This is a genomic window from Arthrobacter sp. KBS0702 (genome assembly GCF_005937985.2).
Taxonomy (GTDB): Bacteria; Actinomycetota; Actinomycetes; order Actinomycetales; family Micrococcaceae; genus Arthrobacter.
Map to the genome: position 1 here is coordinate 1806713 of NZ_CP042172.1, position 20413 is coordinate 1827125.

Here is a 20413-nt window from a genome sequence, read left to right on the forward strand (position 1 = left end):
CGCTACTGGTTTCAGTGCTGTTGCACTTCGCTACCCTCGGCCCCAACGGCAACGGGGACAGCCCTGCTGCCCGTGCGTCCGGGGAGGAAGCAAATGAGGCGAGCCGCGAGGATGGCCGGGGCGGCACTGGCGCTGGCGCTGGGACTATCCGGCGCCGTCACCGGGACGGCCGGCGCGGCGACGAGCTACAGCTTCGCGGTGATCGGCGACGTACCCTACGGCTCAACCCAGCTGGGCCTGTTTCCCAAACGCATCGCGCAAATCAACGCTGACCCGAACGTGAAAATGGTCAGCCACCTGGGCGACATCGGCTCCGGCAACTGCTCCAGCAGCTACTACCAGAAGATCAAGTCCAATTTCGACAAGTTTGTGGATCCGCTCGTCTACACCCCGGGGGACAACGAGTGGGCGGACTGCCACCGGGCCAGCGTCGGCAGGGGGAACCCGTTGGAGCGGCTCGCCACTGTCCGATCGGTCTTCTTTCCGGCCCCCGGCCGCACCCTGGGCCAAAACGCGATCCCGGTGTCCGCGCAAGCGGGCTACAAAGAAAACGTCTCTTTCGCCGCAGGCGGCCTGACCCTGACCACGCTGCACATTGTCGGCTCCGAGAACGACCGTAAGCCATGGACCGGACTGGGCTACACCTCCCCGACACAACCCCAACTCACCGAGGAGGCTGACCGGGTCGAGGCCACCATCGCCCAGATCAGGAGCACCTTCGTCGCGGCAAAGTCCGCCAACAGCAGGGCCGTGGTGCTGCTGACCCAGGCGGACATGTTTGCACCCGGCACGCAGGGCTCCGGCTACCGCAGGGCATTCCACAGCATTGTCCGCGCTCTCGCCAGCGAGGCCGCGCTCTTCCAGCGCCCGGTCTTCCTCTTCAACGGGGACAGCCACGGCTACGTCAAGGACAAGCCGCTGACCACCACGAAATGGAAGACGTTCTACGGCCTCACGGGCAGCGTAGCGAACCTGAGTCGGGTGACCATCGAGGGTGCTTCCAGCGTCGACGAATGGGTACGCGTCAACGTCGTTTCCGGCCCGGAGGTGCTCCAGATTCAGCGTGTCGCCTACACCTAGCGGAAGGTCGTGAACCGGCCTTCCGTGCTCGGCGAGCATCCCGGAGATGCCTCCGGCCAGCGTGTCGTTGCGGGGTGGGGCGCCGGGGTGATAATTTCACTTGCCGCCTGAAATTCGCGGACAAACATGCCCCTCGTTTTCCCCCTCCCGGACGCATTACCGCGCACCAGAAAGGCCGCAATGGCGCTGCTCCTTCCCGACACCCTGCCGACCCTTCAGACGGTCACCGGTAGGTTCGTCCTGGCACCCTTTACAGCTCTCGACGTCGAGCCGCTGGCGCGCCTTCTGGCCCGCGATGAAATCTGGTCCCAGGGCTTTAGCGACAGCGAGGCCAGGCCCGTCGGTGACGCTGAACTGACGGCGTTTGTGGACCGCCGTTTCGCCGGACTGCAGGTTTTTTCCGTGTACCAGACACTGCCGCTGGGACAGTCCCGGTTCGTCGGAACCACCGGCATCACGGAGCATGAGGACGCAACCGAACGCGTGAAGATCGGCCGGACGGTGCTGGACCCGGACCTTTGGGGCGCCAAGGTCAACCACGAGGTCAAGATCACGCTGCTCGACTGGCTGTTCTCTTGCGGGGCCGGACGGATCGAATGCGACGTGGACGCCCGCAACCAGCGGTCGCTGGCCTCGCTGGTCCGGTTCGGCTTCACGCCCGAGGGCACCCGCCGCCGGTCCTCCCGCAACATTGACGGACTCTGGCGTGACTTCGTCATCCTGTCGCTGCTGACCGAGGAGTGGCCGGAACTGCGTCCCCGTGCGCTGGCCTCCCTGGCGGGACAGATGCCCGCCGGGCTGCTCGCGGTCTAGGGGGCCTTGCTTCTGAGAGACTGACCCTCGTGAACACTCTCGATGCCGATACCTCGACGCTGTGGATGGAGGTTGAAAGGGCGTGGCCGGAGCTCCCGTGGGAGGTGGCCGCCTTCAGGCACGGCGCGTTCCATCACGTAGCGGTCCTCGGCTCTTCTGCCGTCGTGCGCGTCGCGAGCGGTTCCGAACACACCCACCGGACGCAGGGCGAGCATCAGAACCTGAGGACCCTGGCGGCCATGGATCTTCCTTTTCGTAGTCCTGTTGCGCTCTCCGAACCGCGTTCGGGACCGACGTGGTCTGCCCAACTCACCAGCGTCGTCCCGGGCGACCATCGAACCGGCCTCTCCTGGGCGGAAGTCAGGGAGGCTCTGGAGATGGTTCTCGCCGGACTCCGGGAAGCTGGGCGACCTCCGGGTGCGCTTCGTCCGGTCAGGCAGGCGTGCGGAGGCGGAGACTGGCCGGGCGTCGTGGACCGGATTCTCCAGCCTCTGGACAGGGCCGCACGGAACGCCGCCGGACGAGTTGTCGCGAACGTGTTGGACGCAGAATCCACGGCCGGAACGACGCTGGTGCACGGTGACTTCGGCCTGCACAACATCATGTGGACAGGCACCCAGCTGTCCGGCGTCGTGGACCTCGACAACGCCTGCATCGGTGACCCGGCAATCGACCTGGCGCCGCTCATCGGAGCCTTCGGCTCGAGCAGGGTCGCCGACCTGGCGGACAAGGAGATGATCGCCAGGGCACGAGCCCATCGGGCCTCTCTGCCGCTGCAAGTGGCCGCCGCCGCCGAACTGGTAAACGACTCGAAGCTCAGGGACTTCGCGCTGGGGAATTTCCAGGCACGGTTCCTCACAGGCACCCTTGAGGATCCCAGCCAGGGGTGACGGCCCAGCCGGCGGGCCCCTAAGTGGCGGCAGACCGGAAGCTGGATCGGGTGGGCGCAGAACACAAAAAAGCCCCGGAATCCATGAAGGATTCCAGGGCATTTCCTGTTGTGCGCGGAGGGGGACTTGAACCCCCACCCCCTTTCGAGGACTAGCACCTCAAGCTAGCGCGTCTGCCATTCCGCCACCCGCGCAGGTGGTATTTCCGGGAAGAATTTCGCCTTTCAGCGTTTTGCTTTTCTCGGAAGCAGCGAGAAAGACTCTACACGAAGATTCCGGAAACAAATAATCGGGGTCTGCCGGGGCGGTGTGGGTAGGCTGAAGCCAGCACTGAGCCACTGCCACGAGGAGCGATATGACTGACATTCGGCCCGAAGACGAGGTTGTCCGGATCTGCCAGGAACTGATCCGGATCGACACCTCCAACTACGGTGACGGTTCCGGACCGGGAGAGCGCGCAGCCGCCGAATACACCGCGGGACTGATCACGGAGGTCGGGCTGGACGCCGAGATCTTCGAATCCGCACCCGGCCGCGCCAGCGTGGTGACCCGGCTGGCCGGCGAGGATCCTTCTGCCAGCGCGCTCGTGGTCCACGGCCACCTCGACGTCGTCCCCGCGCTGCGGGAGCAGTGGTCCGTGGACCCCTTTGGTGCGGAGCTCAAGGACGGCCTGATCTGGGGCCGCGGCGCCGTGGACATGAAGGACATGGACGCCATGATCCTTTCCGTGTTGCGGGATTTCGCCCGGACCGGCCGGAAGCCCAAGCGCGACCTGATCTTCGCGTTCTTCGCGGATGAGGAGGCGGGCGGCAAGTACGGTGCCGGCTACGCCGTCGAACACCGGCCCGAACTCTTTGAGGGCGCAACCGAGGCGATCTCCGAAGTGGGCGGCTTCTCGGCCACCATCGGCGGACAGCGCACCTATCTACTGCAGACCGCGGAGAAGGGTTTGTCCTGGCTGCGGCTGGTGGCTCACGGCCGTGCCGGCCACGGCTCCCAGATCAACACGGACAATGCCGTTACCCGGCTCGCCAGCGCCGTCTCACGGATCGGGGAATACCGCTGGCCGGTGGAGCTGACCCCCACCACCCGGCAGTTCCTGGACGGCGTGACGGAACTCACCGGCGTCGAGTTCGATCCGGACGATCCGGACAAGATCCTCAAGGAACTCGGCACCGTGGCCCGGTTTGTCGGCGCCACCCTGCAGAACACCACCAACCCCACCCTGCTCAAGGGCGGGTACAAGCACAACGTCATCCCGGAATCCGCCGAGGCCCTCGTGGACTGCCGGACACTGCCCGGCCAGCAGGACCAGGTCCTCGAGATCGTCCGCGAACTGGCGGGCACCGGGGTGGATGTCAGCTACGTGCACCAGGACGTCTCGCTCGAAGTTCCGTTCGCCGGGAACCTCGTGGACTCGATGATCGACGCGCTGCACTCCGAGGACCCCGGCGCGAAGGTACTCCCGTACACGCTCTCGGGCGGCACGGACAACAAGGCCCTGAGCCGGCTCGGCATCACCGGCTACGGATTTGCGCCGCTCATGCTCCCGGACGACCTCGACTTCACCGGCATGTTCCACGGCGTCGACGAACGGGTTCCGGCCGACTCGCTCAAGTTCGGCGCCCGGGTGCTGAATACCCTGCTGAGCAACTACTGAGCGGATCGCACCGAAAATGGCACCCACAGGCACGACGCCCGAAGACATCCTGCCAGAGGCTCTCCTGGAACGGATCCGTGCCCGCGCGGCCGGGTACGACCGGGACAATGCTTTCTTCACGGAGGACCTCCGCGAGCTTGCGGACGCCGGCTACCTGAAGATCTTCGTCCCGGCGTCCCAAGGCGGCCTGGGCCTGGGGCTCGCCGGGGCGGCGCAGCTGCAGCGGCGGCTGGCCACCGCGGCGCCGGCCACAGCGCTGGCGATCAACATGCACCTGGTGTGGACCGGCGTCGCCCATGTCCTGGCGGCCCGGGGTGATTCCTCGCTTGACTTCGTCCTGAAGGAGGCCGCGGAGGGCGAGATCTTTGCCTTCGGCAACTCCGAGGCGGGGAACGACTCCGTACTTTTCGACTCCCGGACCGAGGCCACCCCGCTGCCGGACGGAAGCTACGGATTCACCGGGCGGAAGATCTTCACGAGCCTTTCACCGGCGTGGACCAGGCTGGGCATCTTCGGCAAGGACGCCGCGGGGAGGGACGGCGAGGGCGAACTGGTGCATGGCTTCATTGACCGGGAGACCCCCGGCTACCAGATCCTGTCCGACTGGGACACGCTGGGCATGCGGGCCAGCCAGTCCAACACCACAGTCCTGGAAGGCGCCGTGGTTCCGCCCGAGCGGATCTTCCGGAAGCTCCCCGTTGGACCCAACGCGGACCCGCTGATCTTCGCCATCTTCGCCTGCTTCGAGACGCTACTGGCCGCGGTGTACACGGGGATCGGGGAGCGCGCACTGCAGTTGGGCGTCGAAGCCGTCAAGCGCCGCACCTCGTTCAAAAACGGCGGCCGCAGCTACGCCCAAGACCCGGACATCCGTTGGAAGGTCGCGGAGGCGGCCATGGCGATGGATGCGCTCTACCCGCAGCTTGCGACCGGGGCGGCCGACGTCGATGCCCTCACCGATCACGGCGGGCAGTGGTTCCCGAAGCTCGTTGGGGTGAAAGTGCGCGCCACCGAAACGGCACGCACCGTCGTCGACCTTGCGATCAGGGTTTCCGGCGGCTCGAGCTACTTCCGCGGTTCCGAGCTGGAGCGACTCTACCGGGACGTCCTGGCGGGAATGTTCCACCCGTCCGACGACGAATCGGCACACAACACGGTAGCCAACGCCTGGCTGGGCCCACTGGAGGGTTAGCCGCCGGGGCTTTGGCGCCGGGGTCCAGGACGGTCTGTTGGACTTTTTATACGGTCCGCTGGACCTGGATGACCTTGCGCCGTAACCAGAAGCGGCGCCCGCCGCCGACGTACAGGACGCTGCGCTCGAGTTCCCACTTACCGTATTCGGAGTGGGCCGCAAGGAGGCGTCGCGCCTCCGGCAGGGAATCCTCAGGGCTGACCGTCAGCACGAGGTACTCGTACTGACGCGCATAGTCCCGCTCCCGACGGACCGAGCTGCTCAGAAAATGTTCCTTCATTGCTCTCCATTTTCGTCTTTTTCGGGCTAACGTGAAGTCATGAGCATCGATCCGCGTGTCGCGCTTCAGGCCCTTACCTCCGCCCTTGAGGAGCACTTGGCCGCTGCGGCGGCGCGGCGGGGAGACGGGGACCCCGCGGTCGAGGCGGCCTTCTTCGCCGTTGCCGATGCCTTTGAAGTCTACGACGACTCCCTCTACGAAGCGTATGGCGAAGTGACACCCCTTGAGGTCATTGACGAGGAAGATGACGACGAGGAAAACGAAGACGTCGACGACGAGGAAGACCTCGAACTCATCCAGGATTAGTGCCGCCGGTGGTTTGGGACTGAACCCACGCCACTTCGTCGGCCAGTAAGTCGAGACCCTTTCCGACGGGGGTGTAGCCCAGTTCGTGGGCCGCGCTGGTATCCAGGGTCATGGGCGTCCGCCACGGATGGTCCCCTCGGTCGGCCGTGGCTGGCACCCGCTCTATCTCTCCATTCCAGCCCAGTTGCGTGGCAATGGCCTGCACAATCCGGAGAGCCGAGGGGGTGTCTGGATCGGCGGCGTTGAGGACTCGGGGCGCCGGCTGCGCTACCAGAATCTCGATGAGGGCGGCGGCATTGGCGGCTGCGCTGAGGTGATCGACGGTGTTTGGATCGGCCACTTCGATGGTGGGCTCCCCGCGCAGCATGCGCTCAACGATGCCTTTTGTGCGGGCGTTCCGGGCCCACGGGCCGTGCACTTTCGACGGGCGGATCACGGTTACCGGCAGGCCCGAGTCGAGTGCCGCTAGTTCGGCGGCGACCTTGCAGGGCCCGTACCCGTCCCGGCTGAAAGGGTTCACGTCGTCACCGGCCGGCGGAAGCGTGCGAGTGTCTTCCCTAATCGGCGCGTCGAATTCCGGCGGCTCGTCGCCGTTGACGTGCCTGCCCACGGCGTCGGTGTAGACCGCACGGCTTGACACCAGGACCGGGCAGGCGACCGAGGCCATCAGCGGAAGCACGGCCCTGACCTCCGCGGCCGAATAGGCAACGAGGTCGACCAGGAGGTCGGCGCCGGGGCCCACTAGCTCCTGAACTCGGCTAATGTCGCTCCGCTCGATCTGGTGGAAGCGCACCCCTGCCTGAACCAGCTCGGCAGGCATCCGGGCACTGCTCCGGCCGGTCACGTCCACGGTCCATCCTGCTTTGGCGAGCCGCACTGCGGTCATACCGCCAATAGCTCCCGTTCCTCCTAGAAGAACCGCCCGCATCGTCTTCCCCCTATGTCGCGACTATCCTCACCGCACTCTAACGTTCGCGGAGGGCGACGATGCGGTCCGCACCGGTTGCCACTCATAATGTCTGACCCCCGCGGTTGAATTGGTTCATGGGAATCGGTGCAGCTCTCATCGCTCGTCCGGCCGGAAGGCCCGGCGGTGATGTGCACGGCGTAGGCCATAATCTTGCCGGGGTCCTTGGCCGACTTCAGGACCTGTGCGCGACTGCGGTCGCGGACTCATCACTGATGGACTTTGGCGAGGCGTCCGGGTCCGCGGGCCAAGTCGAGGAAATCTCCCGGGCCGTGGAGTACCTGCAACTGGTGGCTGCCGGGGCCGTGGACCGCACCCGCAAGGAAGCCGCCGCTGCCGGCAGTGCCCGGGTGCTCGATGACGGCTACCGCAAGAGCTCCGAGTTCCTCCGGGACCGGTTGCAGATCAGTGCCGCGGAGGCGCACCGGCGCCTGTCCCTGGCCGGGGACGTGCTGCCCCGCACCGGGATCACCGGCCAGCCCGTCCCGCCCGTGCGCGAGGAACTCGCCGCGGCCGTGGCCGCCGGGGCCGTGCCGTCCCGCTCCGCGACGATCATCGCCCAGGCGCTGGGCCGGGTCCGGGGCGTCTGCGACGCGGAGACCGGCGCCCGGATGGAGCACGCCCTGACCCGCACCGCGGCCGAGCACGACCCGGACTTCCTGGCCCGGATCGCGAGGCGCTGGATGGACGCGATCGACCAGGACGGCGCCGAACCCTCCGAAGAGCTCCTCCGCCAGCTCCAGGGAGCCTTCATCCGCAAACCCCGCCACGGCCTGCAGCACCTGGAAATCTTCGCCACCACCGAACAGTTCGAACACCTCCTCACCGTGATGAACACCGCCACCAACCCCCGCACCGCGGCGGCCGGAGCCGGCGGAGCCGAGGGCGAATCGGGCGGCAGTGACACCGCCGCCGACGCGGATTCGGCGAGTGCTGCGGACGGGTTCGTGCCGAACCTGCTGGACCGGCGGTCCCGGCCGCAGAAACTCCTCGACGGCCTCGTCGGCGGCTGCAAAGCCGCCCTCGCCTCCGGCGGGCTGCCCGCCGCGGGCGGACTCCGGCCCCAGGTCATGGTCACCATCGACTACCGCGACCTCCTCGACCGGCTCCACCAGCTGACCGACGCCGGGGAAGCTGGGAAGTTGGAAGGGACCGTGGACGCAGCCAAGTTCGGCTGGGCCGGGGACGCCCGCGGACCTGGCGCCGACGCAACCGGCCCGTTCGGGTTCGCCGGCACCGGGACAATGGCGTTCACCGGGCCCGTCACCGCCGCGACCATCCGCAAAATCGCCTGCCACGCCGACATCATCCCCGTCCTCCTCGGATCCCGGGGCCGGGTCCTGGACATCGGCCGCACCACCCGCATCTTCCCGCCGCACATCCGCAAAGCCCTCACCGCCCGCGACCAAGGCTGCGCTTTCCCCGACTGCACCATCCCCGCCCCCTGGTGCGAAGCCCACCACCTCACCTACTGGTCCCACGGCGGGCCCACCAGCACAGACAACGGAACACTCCTGTGTTCCCACCATCACCACCTGATCCACAAAGAACAATGGACCATCCAGCCCCGCAACGGCATCCCCTGGTTCATCCCGCCACCCCACCTCGACCCACACCAGACACCGAGACGAAACCACTACTTCCGCTGCTGAACACTCGGTCTGGTCGCCAGCTGGGAGTCCGTCACCACCCGGTCGTGCCGGGGCCGCCCTTGAACGGGCCAACGATCCGCGAGGTTATCCACCCTCCGTAGAAGTCACCCTCCTGCGAGGTCACCTGCTCGCCGTCGACCGTGCAGGAATCCATCTGAGCCGGGTAGAGGGCCACCCGGCTACTGAGCGCCTCGAAGCCCCGGGTGGGTTCCGGGTAGGTCCACCCGGCACGGGGAACGACGACGCCCCCGCCAACGACGTCGAAGTAGTGCGCCTCTCCCTTGAACTCGCAGAAGCTGGTGCCTTCGACCGGGACGAGTACACCGGCAGCGAATGCGTCCATTGGCAGGTAGTAGACAGGGGGATGACTCGTCTCCAGGACGCGAACGGCATCCGTCGTGTCCACAATTACCTGTCCGCCGAGCCGCACGACCACGCGTTCCGATCGCGGCTCAACCCGTGGCGGGCGCGGGTAGTCCCACACCGATTCTTGCCCCGCCTTGGGTTTGATGGGCTGGGGACGCCGGAAGAATCCCGAAATACCGTGCGCTGGAGTCATGTCCCCATGGTGACATGCTCGGCTGGGATACGACCCTGAATGCCGGCGGAGCCAGCCCGCCTCCCGCCCGCGGCCTAGGCTCCGCTGGAGACGTCCTCTAGGGCCACGGCAATCTCCGGCGGCAACGGCGCCAGCGAGGCGTCCAGGATCTCCTTGAGCTGGACAGCCGTCCGGGGTCCCACCACCGCTGTCGCCACCCCATGCTGTGACAGCAACCAGCTGAGGGACACGTCCAAGGCGGTCCGGCCCAGCCCCTTGGCGGCCATCGCGACCGCCTCGACAACGCTGGAGGCGCTCCCTTCAAGGTACGGCTCCACGTAGCCTGCCAGCTTCTGGTGCGCGGCGCGGGAGTCGGCCGGAATGTGGCCGCGGTACTTGCCGGTCAGCACGCCGCGCCCCAGCGGGCCCCAGGCCATCAGGCCGAGCCCGGCGTCCTCGATGGCGGGAATCAACTCGCCTTCGGGCTTGCGCTGCAGGAGCGAGTACTCGGACTGGCAGGCGACCAGGGGGAAGCCCGCGACGGCGGCGGCTTTCGCGGTCTGCCAGCCGTTGAAATTGGAGACACCCGCGTAGCGTGCCCGGCCGGAGCGGACGGCGAATTCCAGGGCGGAGAGGGTTTCCTCCAGCGGCACGTTAGGATCCCAGGCCTGGGCCAGCCAGAGGTCCACATAATCGGTGCCGAGCCGCGCCAGGCTCGCGTCAAGGCCGGACAGCATTCCGTTGCGGGAGGTGTCGACGCTGTGCCGGCCGCCCGACGTCGTCAGCCCTGCTTTGGTGGAGATCACCACTTCGGAGCGGGCGACGACGTCGCCCAGCATGCTGCCGAGGAGTGCCTCGGCGCGGCCGCCGGCGTAGGACGCGGCGGTGTCAATCAGCGTTCCGCCCCCGTCGACGAAGGTGCGGAGCAGGCCGGCGGCATCCTGCTCATCGGTCTCACCGGCCCACGACATGGTGCCAAGGGAAAGGGACGAGACACGCAACCCACTGTTGCCGACATAACGCTGCTGCATGCCTGCAAGCTTACGATGCTCCGGAACGTTCATAACGTAGGGTCTATAAACGTGAACTGGTTAGAAGCAGCCTTTCTGGGCCTTGTGCAGGGACTGACAGAATTCCTCCCGATTTCCTCGAGCGCGCACCTACGGATCGTGGGGGCGTTCCTGCCGGACGCGGCCGACCCCGGGGCGGCCTTCACCGCCATCACCCAGCTGGGCACCGAGACCGCGGTGATCGTCTATTTCTGGCGCGACATCGTGCGGATCGTGAAGGCCTGGTTCGGCTCGCTCACCGGCAGGGTGTCCCGGCAGAACCCGGACGCACGAATGGGCTGGCTCGTGATCCTGGGCAGCCTCCCGATCATCGTCCTGGGCCTGCTCTTCCAGGATCAGATCGAATCCGTCCTCCGCAGCCTGTGGATCGTCGCCACGACGCTGATCGTCTTCGGCATGATCCTGGCCGTCGCGGACGCCGTCGGCCGCCAGGAACGTGACCTGACCAAACTCACCTACAAGCACGGCATCTACTACGGCCTCGCCCAGGCGATGGCCCTGATTCCCGGGGTCTCGCGCTCCGGCGGAACCATCACCGCCGGACTGCTGATGGGCTACACCCGCGAAGCTGCGGCCCGCTACTCCTTCCTGTTGGCCATCCCGGCGGTCTTTGGCAGCGGCCTCTACCAGCTGTACAAGGTGGTCACGAAGGAAGGCATCACCGGACCGTACGGCCTGCCCGAAACCGGCCTCGCCACCGTGATCGCCTTCGTGGTGGGCTACGTCATCATCGGGTGGTTCCTCAAATACGTTTCCACCCGCAGTTACCGTCTCTTCGTCTGGTACCGGATCGGCCTCGGGCTCGCGCTGTACGTGCTGCTCGGTTTCAATGTCATCAGCGCCTAGCACTAGGCTTGGTCTGTGAAATCCTGGACCTCCCGCCCCGTTCCCCAGCTCCCGGGCAGCATGCCCGCGCTGCGACTCTTCGACACCGCCAAGGGCGGCCTCGTCACCCTTGAAGCAACGGGGGAGCAGTCTATGTACGTGTGCGGCATCACGCCGTACGACGCCACCCACATGGGCCACGCCGCCAGCTACGTCGCCTTCGACCTGCTCAACCGCGCCTGGAGGGACGGCCGCCAGCAGGTCGCCTACGTCCAGAACGTCACCGACGTCGACGATCCGCTGTTGGAGCGTGCGACGGCGACCGGCGTGGACTGGCGTGAACTCGCCGCCAGCCAGATCGAACTCTTCCAGACCGACATGGAAGCCCTGAATGTGCTGGCCCCGGACAACTATGTGGGCGCCGTCGAGGCCATTCCGCTGATCGTTCCGGCCATCGAATCCCTCGTCCGCCGCGGACTGGCCTACCGGGTCGCCGGCGCCGCGGGCGAGCCCGACGGCGACGTCTACTACGACGTCGAAGCGGCCGGGAAGCACTCCGCCGAGGCCCGCGACGCCTGGACCCTGGGCTCCATCTCGGGCCTGGCAGACGCCGAAATGCTGGAACTCTTCGCCGAACGCGGCGGCGATCCGGGCCGCGCCGGGAAACGCCAGGCCCTGGACCCGCTGCTGTGGCGGGTCGCCCGGGAGGGAGAACCCAGCTGGCCCGGCGGCGAACTGGGGGAGGGGCGCCCCGGCTGGCACATTGAGTGCACCGTCATCGCCCAGAAGTACCTGCCCGCGCCCTTCACGGTGCAGGGCGGCGGATCCGACCTGATCTTCCCGCACCACGAAATGGGGGCGGGCCACGCCTACTCCCTGAGCGGGGTCCCGCTGGCCAAGCACTTTGCGCACGCCGGCATGGTGGGGCTGGATGGCGAGAAGATGAGCAAGTCCAAGGGCAACCTTGTGCTCGTGTCCAAGCTGCGGGCCGCCGGCGAGGATCCGGGCGCCATCCGGCTCGCTATCCTGGCGCACCACTACCGCAGCGACTGGTCCTGGACCGAGAACGGCTTCGCCGAGGCCAAGGACCGGCTGCGCAACTGGCGCGCCGCCGTTGCCCTTGCTCCGGCAGGTTCCGCCGGGCCGCTCATCGAAGAACTGCGGGCCGCGCTCTCGGACGACCTGGACGCCCCTCGCGCCGTCGCCGCAGTGGATGCCTGGGCCGCAACGGCCCTGGCAACCCGTCCGGCTACCGAGGCCGACGCCGGATCGGACGCCGGTTCTGCCGCTGACGCGGCGCTGGTGTCCGACGCCGTCAACGCCCTGCTCGGCGTCGAACTCTAAAGCGTCCGACCCTAGGGTTTGTCCTTGCCACGCCGCTTGAGGTAGCGCTCAAACTCCCGCGCGATCGACTCGCCGCTGGCCTCGGGCAGGTCCGCCGTGTCCTTGGCCTCTTCCAGCTGGCGAACATAGGCCGCGATCTCCGGGTCCTCGGTGGCGAGTTCGTCGACGCCGCGCTCCCAGGCGTCGGCGTCCTCGACCAGCTCCTGCGTGTCCAGCGGGACCTGCAGCAGTTCCTCGATCCGGTGCAGCAGGGCCAGCTGCGCCTTCGGCGAGGGCGCCTGGGCCACGTAGTGCGGCACGGCGGCCCAGAGGGACACCGTGGGCAGCCCAGCCAGCAGGGCCACCTCGGCGAGCACCCCCACGATCCCTACTGGTCCCTCGTACTGGGAAGCTTCCAGGTCCATCCGCTCACGCAGCGCGGCATCGTCCGTGGAGGCGCTGACCGGGATGGGCCGGCTGTGCGGCACATCGGCCAGCAGGGCGCCGACCAGGATGACGTAGTCCACCTTCAGCGCCTCGGCGTGCACCAGCAGCTCGGCCGTGTAGGCGCGCCACTTGTACGACGGCTCGGTGCCCTGGACGAAAATAACGTCCACGTTGGAGCTCGGGACGCTGGCCTTGAAGATCCGGGTGGACGGCCACTTGATCTTTCGTTCGCCGGAAGCGGTGCGCCGGATCGTCGGCCGGGTGAACTGGAAATCGTAGTATTCGTCGGCGTCAATCGAGCCGACTTTCTTGCCGCCCCAGAGCTTGTTCAGGTAGCGAAGGGCATCGCTCGCGGCTTCGCCGGCGTCGTTCCATCCCTCAAACGCCGCGAGCATCACCGTGATGCGCTGGCCCTCGGGTACGGGCTGCAGCAGCCGCTCCGGCTCGGGCGTGACGCCCGTTTCGGTGGTGTCTGGCTCGAAGCTATTCATGTGTTCACCCTACGTCCAACTTGCGGGGGAGCGCAGGCAGGCGGGCACTGCAAGTCCCCTGAAATTCGCCGACGGCGTAGCCCGGGCGGCGCACCGGGGCCGCACCGTAGACTGGAGGGCATGCGATCCCCAGCTTCCCAGCCCCTGCTCAAAGCCGCGTTATGGGACATGGACGGCACGATCGTGGACACCGAACGGTACTGGATCGAGGCTGAACACGCCCTGGTCGCCGCCCACGGCGGAGAGTGGTCGCACGAGAAGGCAATGCAGCTCGTCGGACAGTCGCTGGTGTTCTCGGCCGGCATCCTGCAGGAAGCCGGCGTGGAGCTGGAAGTGCGCGAAATCATCGACACCCTCACCGGGCACGTCGTCAGCCTGGTCCGGGAATCGGTCCCGTGGCGGCCCGGGGCGCGAGAGCTGCTCGACGAACTGCACACGGCCGGCGTCCGCTGCGCCCTCGTGACCATGTCCGAGGCGCCCCTGGCCCGCGAGATCGTAGCCAGCCTACCCAAACCGTATTTTGAATTCCTCGTCACCGGAGACACCGTCACGCAGGGCAAGCCGCACCCCGAGGCCTACCTGAAGGCCGTTCAACTCCTGCAGCAGCACGACCCCGAACTGGACCACCGGCACTGCGTCGCGCTCGAAGACTCGGCGCCCGGAGTTGCCGCGGCCGTGGCTTCCGGGGTGGTCACGGTGGCTATTCCGCACATCGTCCCGCTGCCTGACGATCCGCGGCGCGCAACCTGGGACACCCTCGCCGGGCGCACCGTCGCCGACCTCGAGGAGCTCGTCACGCTGCGGCACGCAGACGCCGGGTCTTGGAACCTCGAACTGGAACGCTCGGGCAGCGGAGGCCGGCTTGACTGAGCCGTCGCCGCAGAAACCGCAGGGGGACGCCGAGGAGCGGCCGTACTCCTTGCGCGGGGGGATCCCGCTGGGCCGGATCATGGGAATTCCCGTGGTGCTGGCGTATTCGTGGTTCGCTATCGCGGCCTTCACCGTGATCGCCTATGGGCCGGTGCTCGCGCACAACGACCCGCGGCTCGGTGCCACCGCGTACCTGGTGGCCTTCGCATACTCGGTGCTGCTGTTGATCTCGGTCCTGGTCCACGAACTGGCCCACGCCCTTACCGCCCGGCTGTACCGCTGGCCCACGCGGAAGATCGTCCTTAACCTCTGGGGCGGCCACACCCAGTTCGAAGACTTCACCGCCTCACCGGGCCGGTCCGTGCTGGTGGCCATGGCCGGCCCCGCCGCCAATCTGGTCCTCGCGGCCGGCGGCTGGCTGCTGATCTCCGGCGGCCAGCTCACCGGCGTCGCGGATACCCTGGCGAACATCTTCGTCTGGGCCAACCTGCTGATCGGCGTCTTCAATGTGCTGCCCGGCCTGCCGCTGGACGGCGGCCGGCTGGTGGAATCCGCGGTCTGGAAGGCCACCGGCAGCCATGAAAAAGGCACCATCGCGGCCGGGTGGGCCGGCAGGATCATCGTGATCGCCCTCGCCGTCTGGTTCGTTGCGTTGCCGCTGCTCAGCGGCAACCGCCCGGACACCTCCCTGATGCTGATCACCGTCCTGGTGGGCAGCTTCCTCTGGCTCGGCGCCACCGCTTCGATCCAGCAGGCCCGCTACCGGAGCCGGCTGCACTTGGTCGACGCCGCCGCCCTCGCCGAACCGGCGCTCGGGCTGCCGGAGACCGCCACCGTGGCTGACGTGCTGCGGCACTCGCCGGCCGGGGTCCCCGCCGTCGTGCTTTACGGTGCGGATGCACGGCCCGCCGCCGTCGTCGACGAAACTGCTGCCGCCGACGTTCCAGCCGCGCTGGCCGGCACGACCCCGGCAACCGCCGTTGCCTATCCGCTCGCCGCGGGCGCGTACGTGAAGGAAACCGACCGGGGCGCCGAACTGCTGGCGTACCTGGCCCAGCTCGAGGGCTCCGACTACGCGGTGGTCAACGACGCCGGCTCGGTTACGGGGCTGCTGCGGCAGTTGACCGTGCTCAATGCCCTGACCGGCAAGCAGCAGCGCGGCAGCGCGGGCACCCCCGCCGGGGGCGAAGGCCGAAATCGGGACCGGAACCGGTAGAGTTACCTGCCGGTCGTGAATTTTCCGGCCCACGAAAACGGGCCGGTGCCAGCCGCCACAGCCGCGGCCACCGAAGCTTTTACAGGAGCGAGGAACATTCCATGAGCAGCGACACCGCCGCCAACGCGACCCCCAGCGGGGAGAGCACCGCCGTCGACAGCACAATGGCGCCAGCCACTGAAACAGCCACTGCGCCGGTGGGTGCCAACCGGCGCCGCGGACCGTTCCGAGAGGGTGAGCGGGTCCAGCTCACCGACGAACGCGGCCGGATGAACACCATCAGCCTTGAGGCAGGCGGCGCGTTCCACACGCACCGCGGCTTCCTCAACCACGACGAGATCATCGGCAAGCCGGATGGCTCGGTTGTGGTGAACAACGTCGGCCAGCAGTACCAGACCCTGCGCCCGCTGCTCTCCGACTTCGTGCTCTCCATGCCGCGCGGCGCTGCCGTGGTGTACCCCAAGGATGCCGGCCAGATCGTCACCATGGCGGACATTTTCCCGGGCGCCCGCGTGGTTGAGGCCGGCGTTGGCTCCGGCGCGCTGTCCATTTCGCTGTTGCGCGCAGTGGGGGACAACGGCTACCTGCACTCATTCGAGCGGCGTGAGGAATTCGCGGACATTGCCCGCGGCAACGTCGAGACGATTTTCGGCGGCCCCCACCCGGCGTGGCAGATCACCCTCGGCGACTTCCAGGAGGAAGTCGTCCGGACCGAGGCCCCGGGCTCCGTGGACCGGGTGGTCCTGGACATGCTGGCCCCCTGGGAATGCCTCGACGCCGTCGCGACGGTGCTGGCTCCCGGCGGCGTCTGGATCAACTATGTCGCGACTGTTACGCAGCTGTCCCGAACCGCCGAGGCCATCCGCGCCGACGGCCGCTTCACCGAGCCGGACGCCTGGGAGTCGATGGTGCGAGGCTGGCACCTTGAGGGCCTCGCCGTACGTCCGGACCACCGGATGGTGGCCCACACCGGATTCCTGCTGGTCACCCGCCGGCTGGCCGACGGCGTCACCGGCATCTCCGTGAAGCGCCGCCCCTCCAAGACCGAGTTCGACGCCGAGGATGTCAACGCCTGGACTCCCGGCGCCGTGGGCGAACGGGCAGTCTCGGACAAGAAACTGCGACGGGCGGCCCGCGATGCGATCGCCGGTACCAACGTCAAGGACACTCCCGGGGATACGAACTAGTCCGCATTCCGGAAGTCTTCAGCAGCACGGCCGTCTTGGGGCTAAGGTCTTAATAGAAGTACTGAAGGGGCTGATGCACGATGGAGACTCCCAACAACGAGAACGGCCGTACGCCGGCGCAGGACGAGGACCTGGCCGCCGGCGCGGCCGACCGGCCCGAGCCATCGGTGGCCGGCGAGGTTGACCGTTACGCGGCGGCCGAGCTGTCCGTCGCCGAGCGCCAGGTCAATATCCTGCGCGACAAACTCCGCCATATCGACCGTCAGCTCGCGGCCGCCACGCAGAACAATTCCAAACTCGTCGGCATGCTGGAGACGGCCAAAGCGGAGATCCTGCGGCTGAAAAACGCCCTCGACCAGGAGGGGCAGCCGCCGTACAGCTTCGGCACCATCCTGCAACTGAACCCGAAGCGGCACCCGGCCCCCGGCAGCAGCGGGCAGGCCGCCACTGAAGAGTCCGTGGACATCTTCAACGCCGGGCGCAAAATGCGGGTCGGCATCAGCCCGCTGGTGAACATCAACCAGCTCGCCGTCGGTCAGGAAGTCTTGCTCAACGAGGCCCTGCTGGTGGTCGCCGGACTGGGCTACGAGCGGGCCGGCGACCTCGTCACGCTCAAGGAACTGCTCGGCTCCGACCGAGCCCTCGTGGTGGGCCGCGCCGACGAGGAGCGTGTTATCCGGCTCTCCGGCGCCCTGCTGGCCCAGAAGCTGCGGGTGGGCGACGCGCTCTCAATCGACTCCCGCACGGGCTACGCGCTGGAGAAGATTCCCCGCTCCGAGGTGGAGAACCTGGTCCTCGAGGAAGTTCCGGACATCACCTACCAGGACATCGGCGGCCTCGGCCCGCAGATCGAACAGATCCGCGACGCCGTCGAACTGCCGTTCCTGCACCCGGACCTGTACCGGGAGCACGGCCTCAAGGCACCGAAGGGCATCCTGCTATACGGTCCCCCGGGTTGCGGCAAGACCCTGATCGCCAAGGCCGTGGCCAACTCGCTGGCCGCCCGGGCCGCCGAGCGTGCCGGCAAGACGGACATGAAGAGCTACTTCCTGAACATCAAGGGACCTGAACTGCTCGACAAGTACGTCGGCGAAACCGAACGGCATATCCGCCTGATCTTCGCCCGTGCCCGGGAGAAGGCCTCAGAGGGCAGCCCGGTGGTGGTGTTCTTCGACGAGATGGATTCGCTGTTCCGCACCCGCGGCACCGGCATCTCTTCGGACGTCGAGACCACCATCGTGCCGCAGCTGCTCAGCGAGATCGACGGCGTCGAGCGGCTGGACAACGTGATCGTGATCGGCGCGTCCAACCGCGAGGACATGATCGACCCGGCCATCCTGCGCCCGGGCCGGCTGGACGTGAAGGTCAAGATCCAGCGCCCCGACGCCGAGGCTGCTGCGGACATCTTCAACAAGTACATCACCACGGACCTGCCCTTCCATGAGCAGGATCTGGCCGAGCACAATGGCGACATCCAGGCCACCGTGGACGCCATGATCCAGCGCACCGTAGAGGCCATGTACTCCACCGAGAAGTCCAATGAGTACCTTGAGGTGACCTACGCCAACGGCGACACCGAAATGCTCTACTTCAAGGACTTCAACTCCGGCGCCGTGGTGCAGAACGTGGTGGACCGGGCCAAGAAGTCCGCCATCAAGGACCTGCTCACCACCGGCCAGAAGGGTTTGCGCATCGACCACCTGCTCCGCGCCGTCATTGACGAGTTCCGGGAGCACGAGGACATGCCCAACACCACGAACCCGGACGACTGGGCACGGATTTCGGGCAAAAAGGGCGAACGCATCACCTACATCCGCACCATCGTCCAAGGCAAGGCCGGCCAGGAGCCCGGGAAGTCCATCGAGACGATGCCCAGCACGGGCCAGTACCTGTGACGGCCGGACCCTCGTCGGTTTCCGGAGGCCTGCCGGCTGGCGGCGCCATGCGCGTGATGGGCTCGGAGACCGAGTACGGCATCCACGCACCCTCCGCGCCGGGCGCCAACGCCACCATGATGTCGGCCCGGGTCATCCAGGCCTACGCCCAGGTGACGCGCCAGCGCGCAGCCGGCGGCGCGGAGACGCGCTGGGACTATACCGATGAGGAGCCCCTGCACGATGCCCGGGGCTGGACCCTGGAGCGGAGCGCGGCCGAGCCCGATCAGCTCACCGACCGGCCCCCGGCCCTGGACGCGGAAGCGATCGCCCTGGCCTACGGCCGCGCCGAACTGGACCACGACGGCGACGACGAGTCCGGTTCACTCCTCATGAACATGGTGCTCGGCAACGGCGCGCGGCTCTACGTCGACCACGCCCACCCGGAATACTCCAGCCCGGAAGTCACCAGTCCGCGTGACGCGGTCGTCTGGGACGCCGCCGGGGACCTTGTGGCCCTCGCCGCCGTCCGCCGCCTGGCCGCGGACCCGGACCTGCCGCCGATCAACCTGTACAAGAACAACACGGACAACAAGTCGGTCTCGTACGGCTCGCATGAGAACTACCTGATGCCGCGTTCGGTCCCCTTCGGGGAGATCGTGCGCGGGCTGACGCCGTTCTTCGTCACCCGCCAGATCATCTGCGGCGCCGGCCGCGTCGGACTGGGCCAGGACAGCTCCCGGCCCGGCTACCAGATCAGCCAGCGCGCGGACTTCTTCGAAACCGAGGTCGGGCTCGAAACGACCATCCGCCGCCCGATCATCAACACCCGGGACGAGCCGCACGCCACCGCGGACAAGTACCGCCGCCTGCACGTCATCATCGGCGATGCGAATCTCAGCCAGGGCTCCAATTTCCTCAAGTTCGGCACCACCGCCATGGTCCTGAGCTTGATCGAGGCGGGCCTGGCGCCCCGGATCGAAGTCCACGAGCCGGTGGCGGCCCTGCAGGCGGTCAGCCACGACACCTCGCTGACCGCGACCCTGCGGCTGCTCGACGGGCGCCGCGTCACCGCGCTGGACCTGCAATGGATGTACTTCGAGGCTGCCGCGAAACTCGCGCAGGACACCGGCGTCGCGGACGCCGTCGACGGTGACGGGCACACCCATGAGGTGCTTGAGCGCTGGTCCGCGACCCTCACCGCGCTGGACGGCGACCGGACGGCCGCCGCGTCGACCGTGGAGTGGCTGGCCAAGCTCTCCCTGCTGGAGGGCTACCGTCAACGCGACGGGCTGGAGTGGTCGGACGCCCGGCTGGGCCTGGTGGACCTGCAGTGGGCGGACATCCGCCCGGAGAAAGGGCTCTACTATCGGCTGCTGGCCCGCGAGCGGATGCAGCGGCTCGTCGACGACGAAGCGATCGCGCGCGCAGCGACGGAGCCGCCGACGGACACCCGGGCGTTCTTCCGCGGGCGCTGCGTCAGCCGTTTCGGCAAGGACCTGGTGGGGGCGAGCTGGGACTCGGTGATCTTCGACCTGCCCAGCCGGGGGAAGCTGCAGCGGGTCCCCACCCGGGAACCACTGCGCGGCACGGAGGCCCTGACCGGCGGCCTGTTCGCCCGGCACCGTGAGGCCGGACCGTTCCTGGCGGAGCTGCTGGGACTGACCCCCGGTTCGTAACCGCAAAGACCCCCGCGCGGGGCCCGGGCGTGGCAATATTGCTTACAGGATGT

Annotated in this window: 19 protein-coding genes and 1 tRNA gene; 14 read left to right on the forward strand and 6 right to left on the reverse strand. The window is 67.6% G+C overall.

Features of this window, described 5'->3' with window-relative positions:
- Positions 1-93 precede the first annotated feature (93 nt).
- The 3 genes from FFF93_RS08295 (at position 94) to FFF93_RS08305 (ending at position 2783) form a co-directional block, all read left to right on the forward strand.
- Positions 94-1080, forward strand: a complete 987-nt coding sequence (locus FFF93_RS08295) for a hypothetical protein (protein WP_222424658.1) — start codon at positions 94-96, stop codon at positions 1078-1080.
- A 180-nt stretch (positions 1081-1260) separates the two neighbouring features.
- Entirely contained in the window at positions 1261-1893 is a 633-nt protein-coding gene (locus FFF93_RS08300) for a GNAT family N-acetyltransferase (RefSeq protein ID WP_186372259.1), read from the forward strand.
- A 29-nt stretch (positions 1894-1922) separates the two neighbouring features.
- Complete coding sequence (locus tag FFF93_RS08305) at positions 1923-2783, forward strand: aminoglycoside phosphotransferase family protein (RefSeq protein WP_138769335.1); 861 nt, start codon at positions 1923-1925, stop codon at positions 2781-2783.
- 111 nt (positions 2784-2894) lie between these two features.
- On the opposite strand, the gene FFF93_RS08310 is transcribed toward FFF93_RS08305, so the two are convergent.
- Positions 2895-2977: transfer RNA gene (locus tag FFF93_RS08310), tRNA-Leu, on the reverse strand.
- A gap of 161 nt (positions 2978-3138) precedes the next feature.
- Between FFF93_RS08310 and FFF93_RS08315 the strand changes: the two genes are divergently transcribed.
- Both FFF93_RS08315 and FFF93_RS08320 read left to right on the forward strand, forming a co-directional pair.
- On the forward strand, positions 3139-4443 hold the full coding sequence (locus tag FFF93_RS08315; protein ID WP_138769334.1) for a M20/M25/M40 family metallo-hydrolase: 1305 nt from the start codon (positions 3139-3141) through the stop codon (positions 4441-4443).
- 16 nt (positions 4444-4459) lie between these two features.
- Positions 4460-5635, forward strand: coding sequence for an acyl-CoA dehydrogenase family protein (locus tag FFF93_RS08320; RefSeq protein ID WP_138769333.1), 1176 nt, complete (start codon positions 4460-4462; stop codon positions 5633-5635).
- Between the two features lie 46 nt (positions 5636-5681).
- Here FFF93_RS08320 and FFF93_RS08325 read toward each other — a convergent pair whose 3' ends face one another.
- On the reverse strand, positions 5682-5915 hold the full coding sequence (locus tag FFF93_RS08325) for a DUF5703 family protein (RefSeq protein ID WP_138769332.1): 234 nt from the start codon (positions 5913-5915) through the stop codon (positions 5682-5684).
- A gap of 39 nt (positions 5916-5954) precedes the next feature.
- On the opposite strand from FFF93_RS08325, the gene FFF93_RS08330 reads away from it, so the two are divergent.
- The gene (locus FFF93_RS08330) at positions 5955-6221 is read left to right on the forward strand and encodes a hypothetical protein (protein ID WP_138769331.1); all 267 of its coding nucleotides are present in this window, start codon (positions 5955-5957) and stop codon (positions 6219-6221) included.
- Here the strand turns inward: FFF93_RS08330 and FFF93_RS08335 are convergent.
- The gene (locus FFF93_RS08335; RefSeq protein ID WP_261375383.1) at positions 6208-7107 is read right to left on the reverse strand and encodes an NAD(P)-dependent oxidoreductase; all 900 of its coding nucleotides are present in this window, start codon (positions 7105-7107) and stop codon (positions 6208-6210) included. The two genes, FFF93_RS08330 and FFF93_RS08335, sit on opposite strands and share 14 nt — an antisense overlap.
- A gap of 158 nt (positions 7108-7265) precedes the next feature.
- Here FFF93_RS08335 and FFF93_RS08340 point away from each other — a divergent pair, with 158 nt between their 5' ends.
- Complete coding sequence (locus FFF93_RS08340) at positions 7266-8840, forward strand: HNH endonuclease signature motif containing protein (protein WP_138769329.1); 1575 nt, start codon at positions 7266-7268, stop codon at positions 8838-8840.
- Between the two features lie 31 nt (positions 8841-8871).
- On the opposite strand, the gene FFF93_RS08345 is transcribed toward FFF93_RS08340, so the two are convergent.
- Entirely contained in the window at positions 8872-9399 is a 528-nt protein-coding gene (locus FFF93_RS08345) for a DUF427 domain-containing protein (RefSeq protein ID WP_138769328.1), read from the reverse strand.
- 74 nt (positions 9400-9473) lie between these two features.
- Entirely contained in the window at positions 9474-10409 is a 936-nt protein-coding gene (locus tag FFF93_RS08350; RefSeq protein ID WP_138769327.1) for an aldo/keto reductase, read from the reverse strand.
- Positions 10410-10460: 51 nt separating this feature from the next.
- Here FFF93_RS08350 and FFF93_RS08355 point away from each other — a divergent pair, with 51 nt between their 5' ends.
- A complete protein-coding gene (locus FFF93_RS08355; RefSeq protein WP_138769326.1) occupies positions 10461-11294 on the forward strand; it encodes an undecaprenyl-diphosphate phosphatase in 834 nt (277 codons plus the stop codon).
- A 15-nt stretch (positions 11295-11309) separates the two neighbouring features.
- Positions 11310-12617: a cysteine--1-D-myo-inosityl 2-amino-2-deoxy-alpha-D-glucopyranoside ligase gene (gene mshC, locus FFF93_RS08360; protein WP_138769325.1), complete on the forward strand. Its 1308-nt coding sequence runs from the start codon at positions 11310-11312 to the stop codon at positions 12615-12617.
- Between the two features lie 11 nt (positions 12618-12628).
- Here the strand turns inward: mshC and FFF93_RS08365 are convergent, their stop codons facing one another.
- On the reverse strand, positions 12629-13534 hold the full coding sequence (locus FFF93_RS08365; protein WP_138769324.1) for a PAC2 family protein: 906 nt from the start codon (positions 13532-13534) through the stop codon (positions 12629-12631).
- Between the two features lie 120 nt (positions 13535-13654).
- On the opposite strand from FFF93_RS08365, the gene FFF93_RS08370 reads away from it, so the two are divergent.
- The 5 genes from FFF93_RS08370 (at position 13655) to dop (ending at position 20360) form a co-directional block, all read left to right on the forward strand.
- Positions 13655-14404 carry an HAD family phosphatase gene (locus FFF93_RS08370; RefSeq protein WP_138769323.1) on the forward strand — a complete coding sequence of 250 codons (750 nt, stop codon included), beginning with the start codon at positions 13655-13657 and terminating at the stop codon, positions 14402-14404.
- Between the two features lie 79 nt (positions 14405-14483).
- Complete coding sequence (locus FFF93_RS08375; RefSeq protein WP_222424672.1) at positions 14484-15620, forward strand: site-2 protease family protein; 1137 nt, start codon at positions 14484-14486, stop codon at positions 15618-15620.
- A gap of 101 nt (positions 15621-15721) precedes the next feature.
- Positions 15722-16807, forward strand: coding sequence for a tRNA (adenine-N1)-methyltransferase (locus FFF93_RS08380; protein ID WP_138769322.1), 1086 nt, complete (start codon positions 15722-15724; stop codon positions 16805-16807).
- Positions 16808-16887: 80 nt separating this feature from the next.
- A complete protein-coding gene (arc, locus tag FFF93_RS08385; protein ID WP_138769321.1) occupies positions 16888-18702 on the forward strand; it encodes a proteasome ATPase in 1815 nt (604 codons plus the stop codon).
- A gap of 47 nt (positions 18703-18749) precedes the next feature.
- Entirely contained in the window at positions 18750-20360 is a 1611-nt protein-coding gene (gene dop, locus FFF93_RS08390; RefSeq protein ID WP_138770466.1) for a depupylase/deamidase Dop, read from the forward strand.
- The last annotated feature ends 53 nt before the right edge of the window (positions 20361-20413 follow it).

Excerpts from the sequence above, each read along its gene's own strand:
- FFF93_RS08295 (WP_222424658.1), top strand. The coding sequence starts at position 94 with ATGAGGCGAGCCGCGAGGATGGCCGGGGCGGCACTGGCGCTGGCGCTG.
- FFF93_RS08300 (WP_186372259.1), top strand. The coding sequence starts at position 1,261 with ATGGCGCTGCTCCTTCCCGACACCCTGCCGACCCTTCAGACGGTCACC.
- FFF93_RS08315 (WP_138769334.1), top strand. The coding sequence starts at position 3,139 with ATGACTGACATTCGGCCCGAAGACGAGGTTGTCCGGATCTGCCAGGAA.
- FFF93_RS08320 (WP_138769333.1), top strand. The coding sequence starts at position 4,460 with ATGGCACCCACAGGCACGACGCCCGAAGACATCCTGCCAGAGGCTCTC.
- FFF93_RS08325 (WP_138769332.1), bottom strand. The coding sequence starts at position 5,915 with ATGAAGGAACATTTTCTGAGCAGCTCGGTCCGTCGGGAGCGGGACTAT.
- FFF93_RS08330 (WP_138769331.1), top strand. The coding sequence starts at position 5,955 with ATGAGCATCGATCCGCGTGTCGCGCTTCAGGCCCTTACCTCCGCCCTT.
- FFF93_RS08335 (WP_261375383.1), bottom strand. The coding sequence starts at position 7,107 with ATGACCGCAGTGCGGCTCGCCAAAGCAGGATGGACCGTGGACGTGACC.
- FFF93_RS08340 (WP_138769329.1), top strand. The coding sequence starts at position 7,266 with ATGGGAATCGGTGCAGCTCTCATCGCTCGTCCGGCCGGAAGGCCCGGC.
- FFF93_RS08345 (WP_138769328.1), bottom strand. The coding sequence starts at position 9,399 with ATGACTCCAGCGCACGGTATTTCGGGATTCTTCCGGCGTCCCCAGCCC.
- FFF93_RS08350 (WP_138769327.1), bottom strand. The coding sequence starts at position 10,409 with ATGCAGCAGCGTTATGTCGGCAACAGTGGGTTGCGTGTCTCGTCCCTT.
- FFF93_RS08365 (WP_138769324.1), bottom strand. The coding sequence starts at position 13,534 with ATGAATAGCTTCGAGCCAGACACCACCGAAACGGGCGTCACGCCCGAG.
- FFF93_RS08370 (WP_138769323.1), top strand. The coding sequence starts at position 13,655 with ATGCGATCCCCAGCTTCCCAGCCCCTGCTCAAAGCCGCGTTATGGGAC.
- FFF93_RS08375 (WP_222424672.1), top strand. The coding sequence starts at position 14,484 with ATGGGAATTCCCGTGGTGCTGGCGTATTCGTGGTTCGCTATCGCGGCC.
- FFF93_RS08380 (WP_138769322.1), top strand. The coding sequence starts at position 15,722 with ATGAGCAGCGACACCGCCGCCAACGCGACCCCCAGCGGGGAGAGCACC.
- arc (WP_138769321.1), top strand. The coding sequence starts at position 16,888 with ATGGAGACTCCCAACAACGAGAACGGCCGTACGCCGGCGCAGGACGAG.
- dop (WP_138770466.1), top strand. The coding sequence starts at position 18,750 with ATGCGCGTGATGGGCTCGGAGACCGAGTACGGCATCCACGCACCCTCC.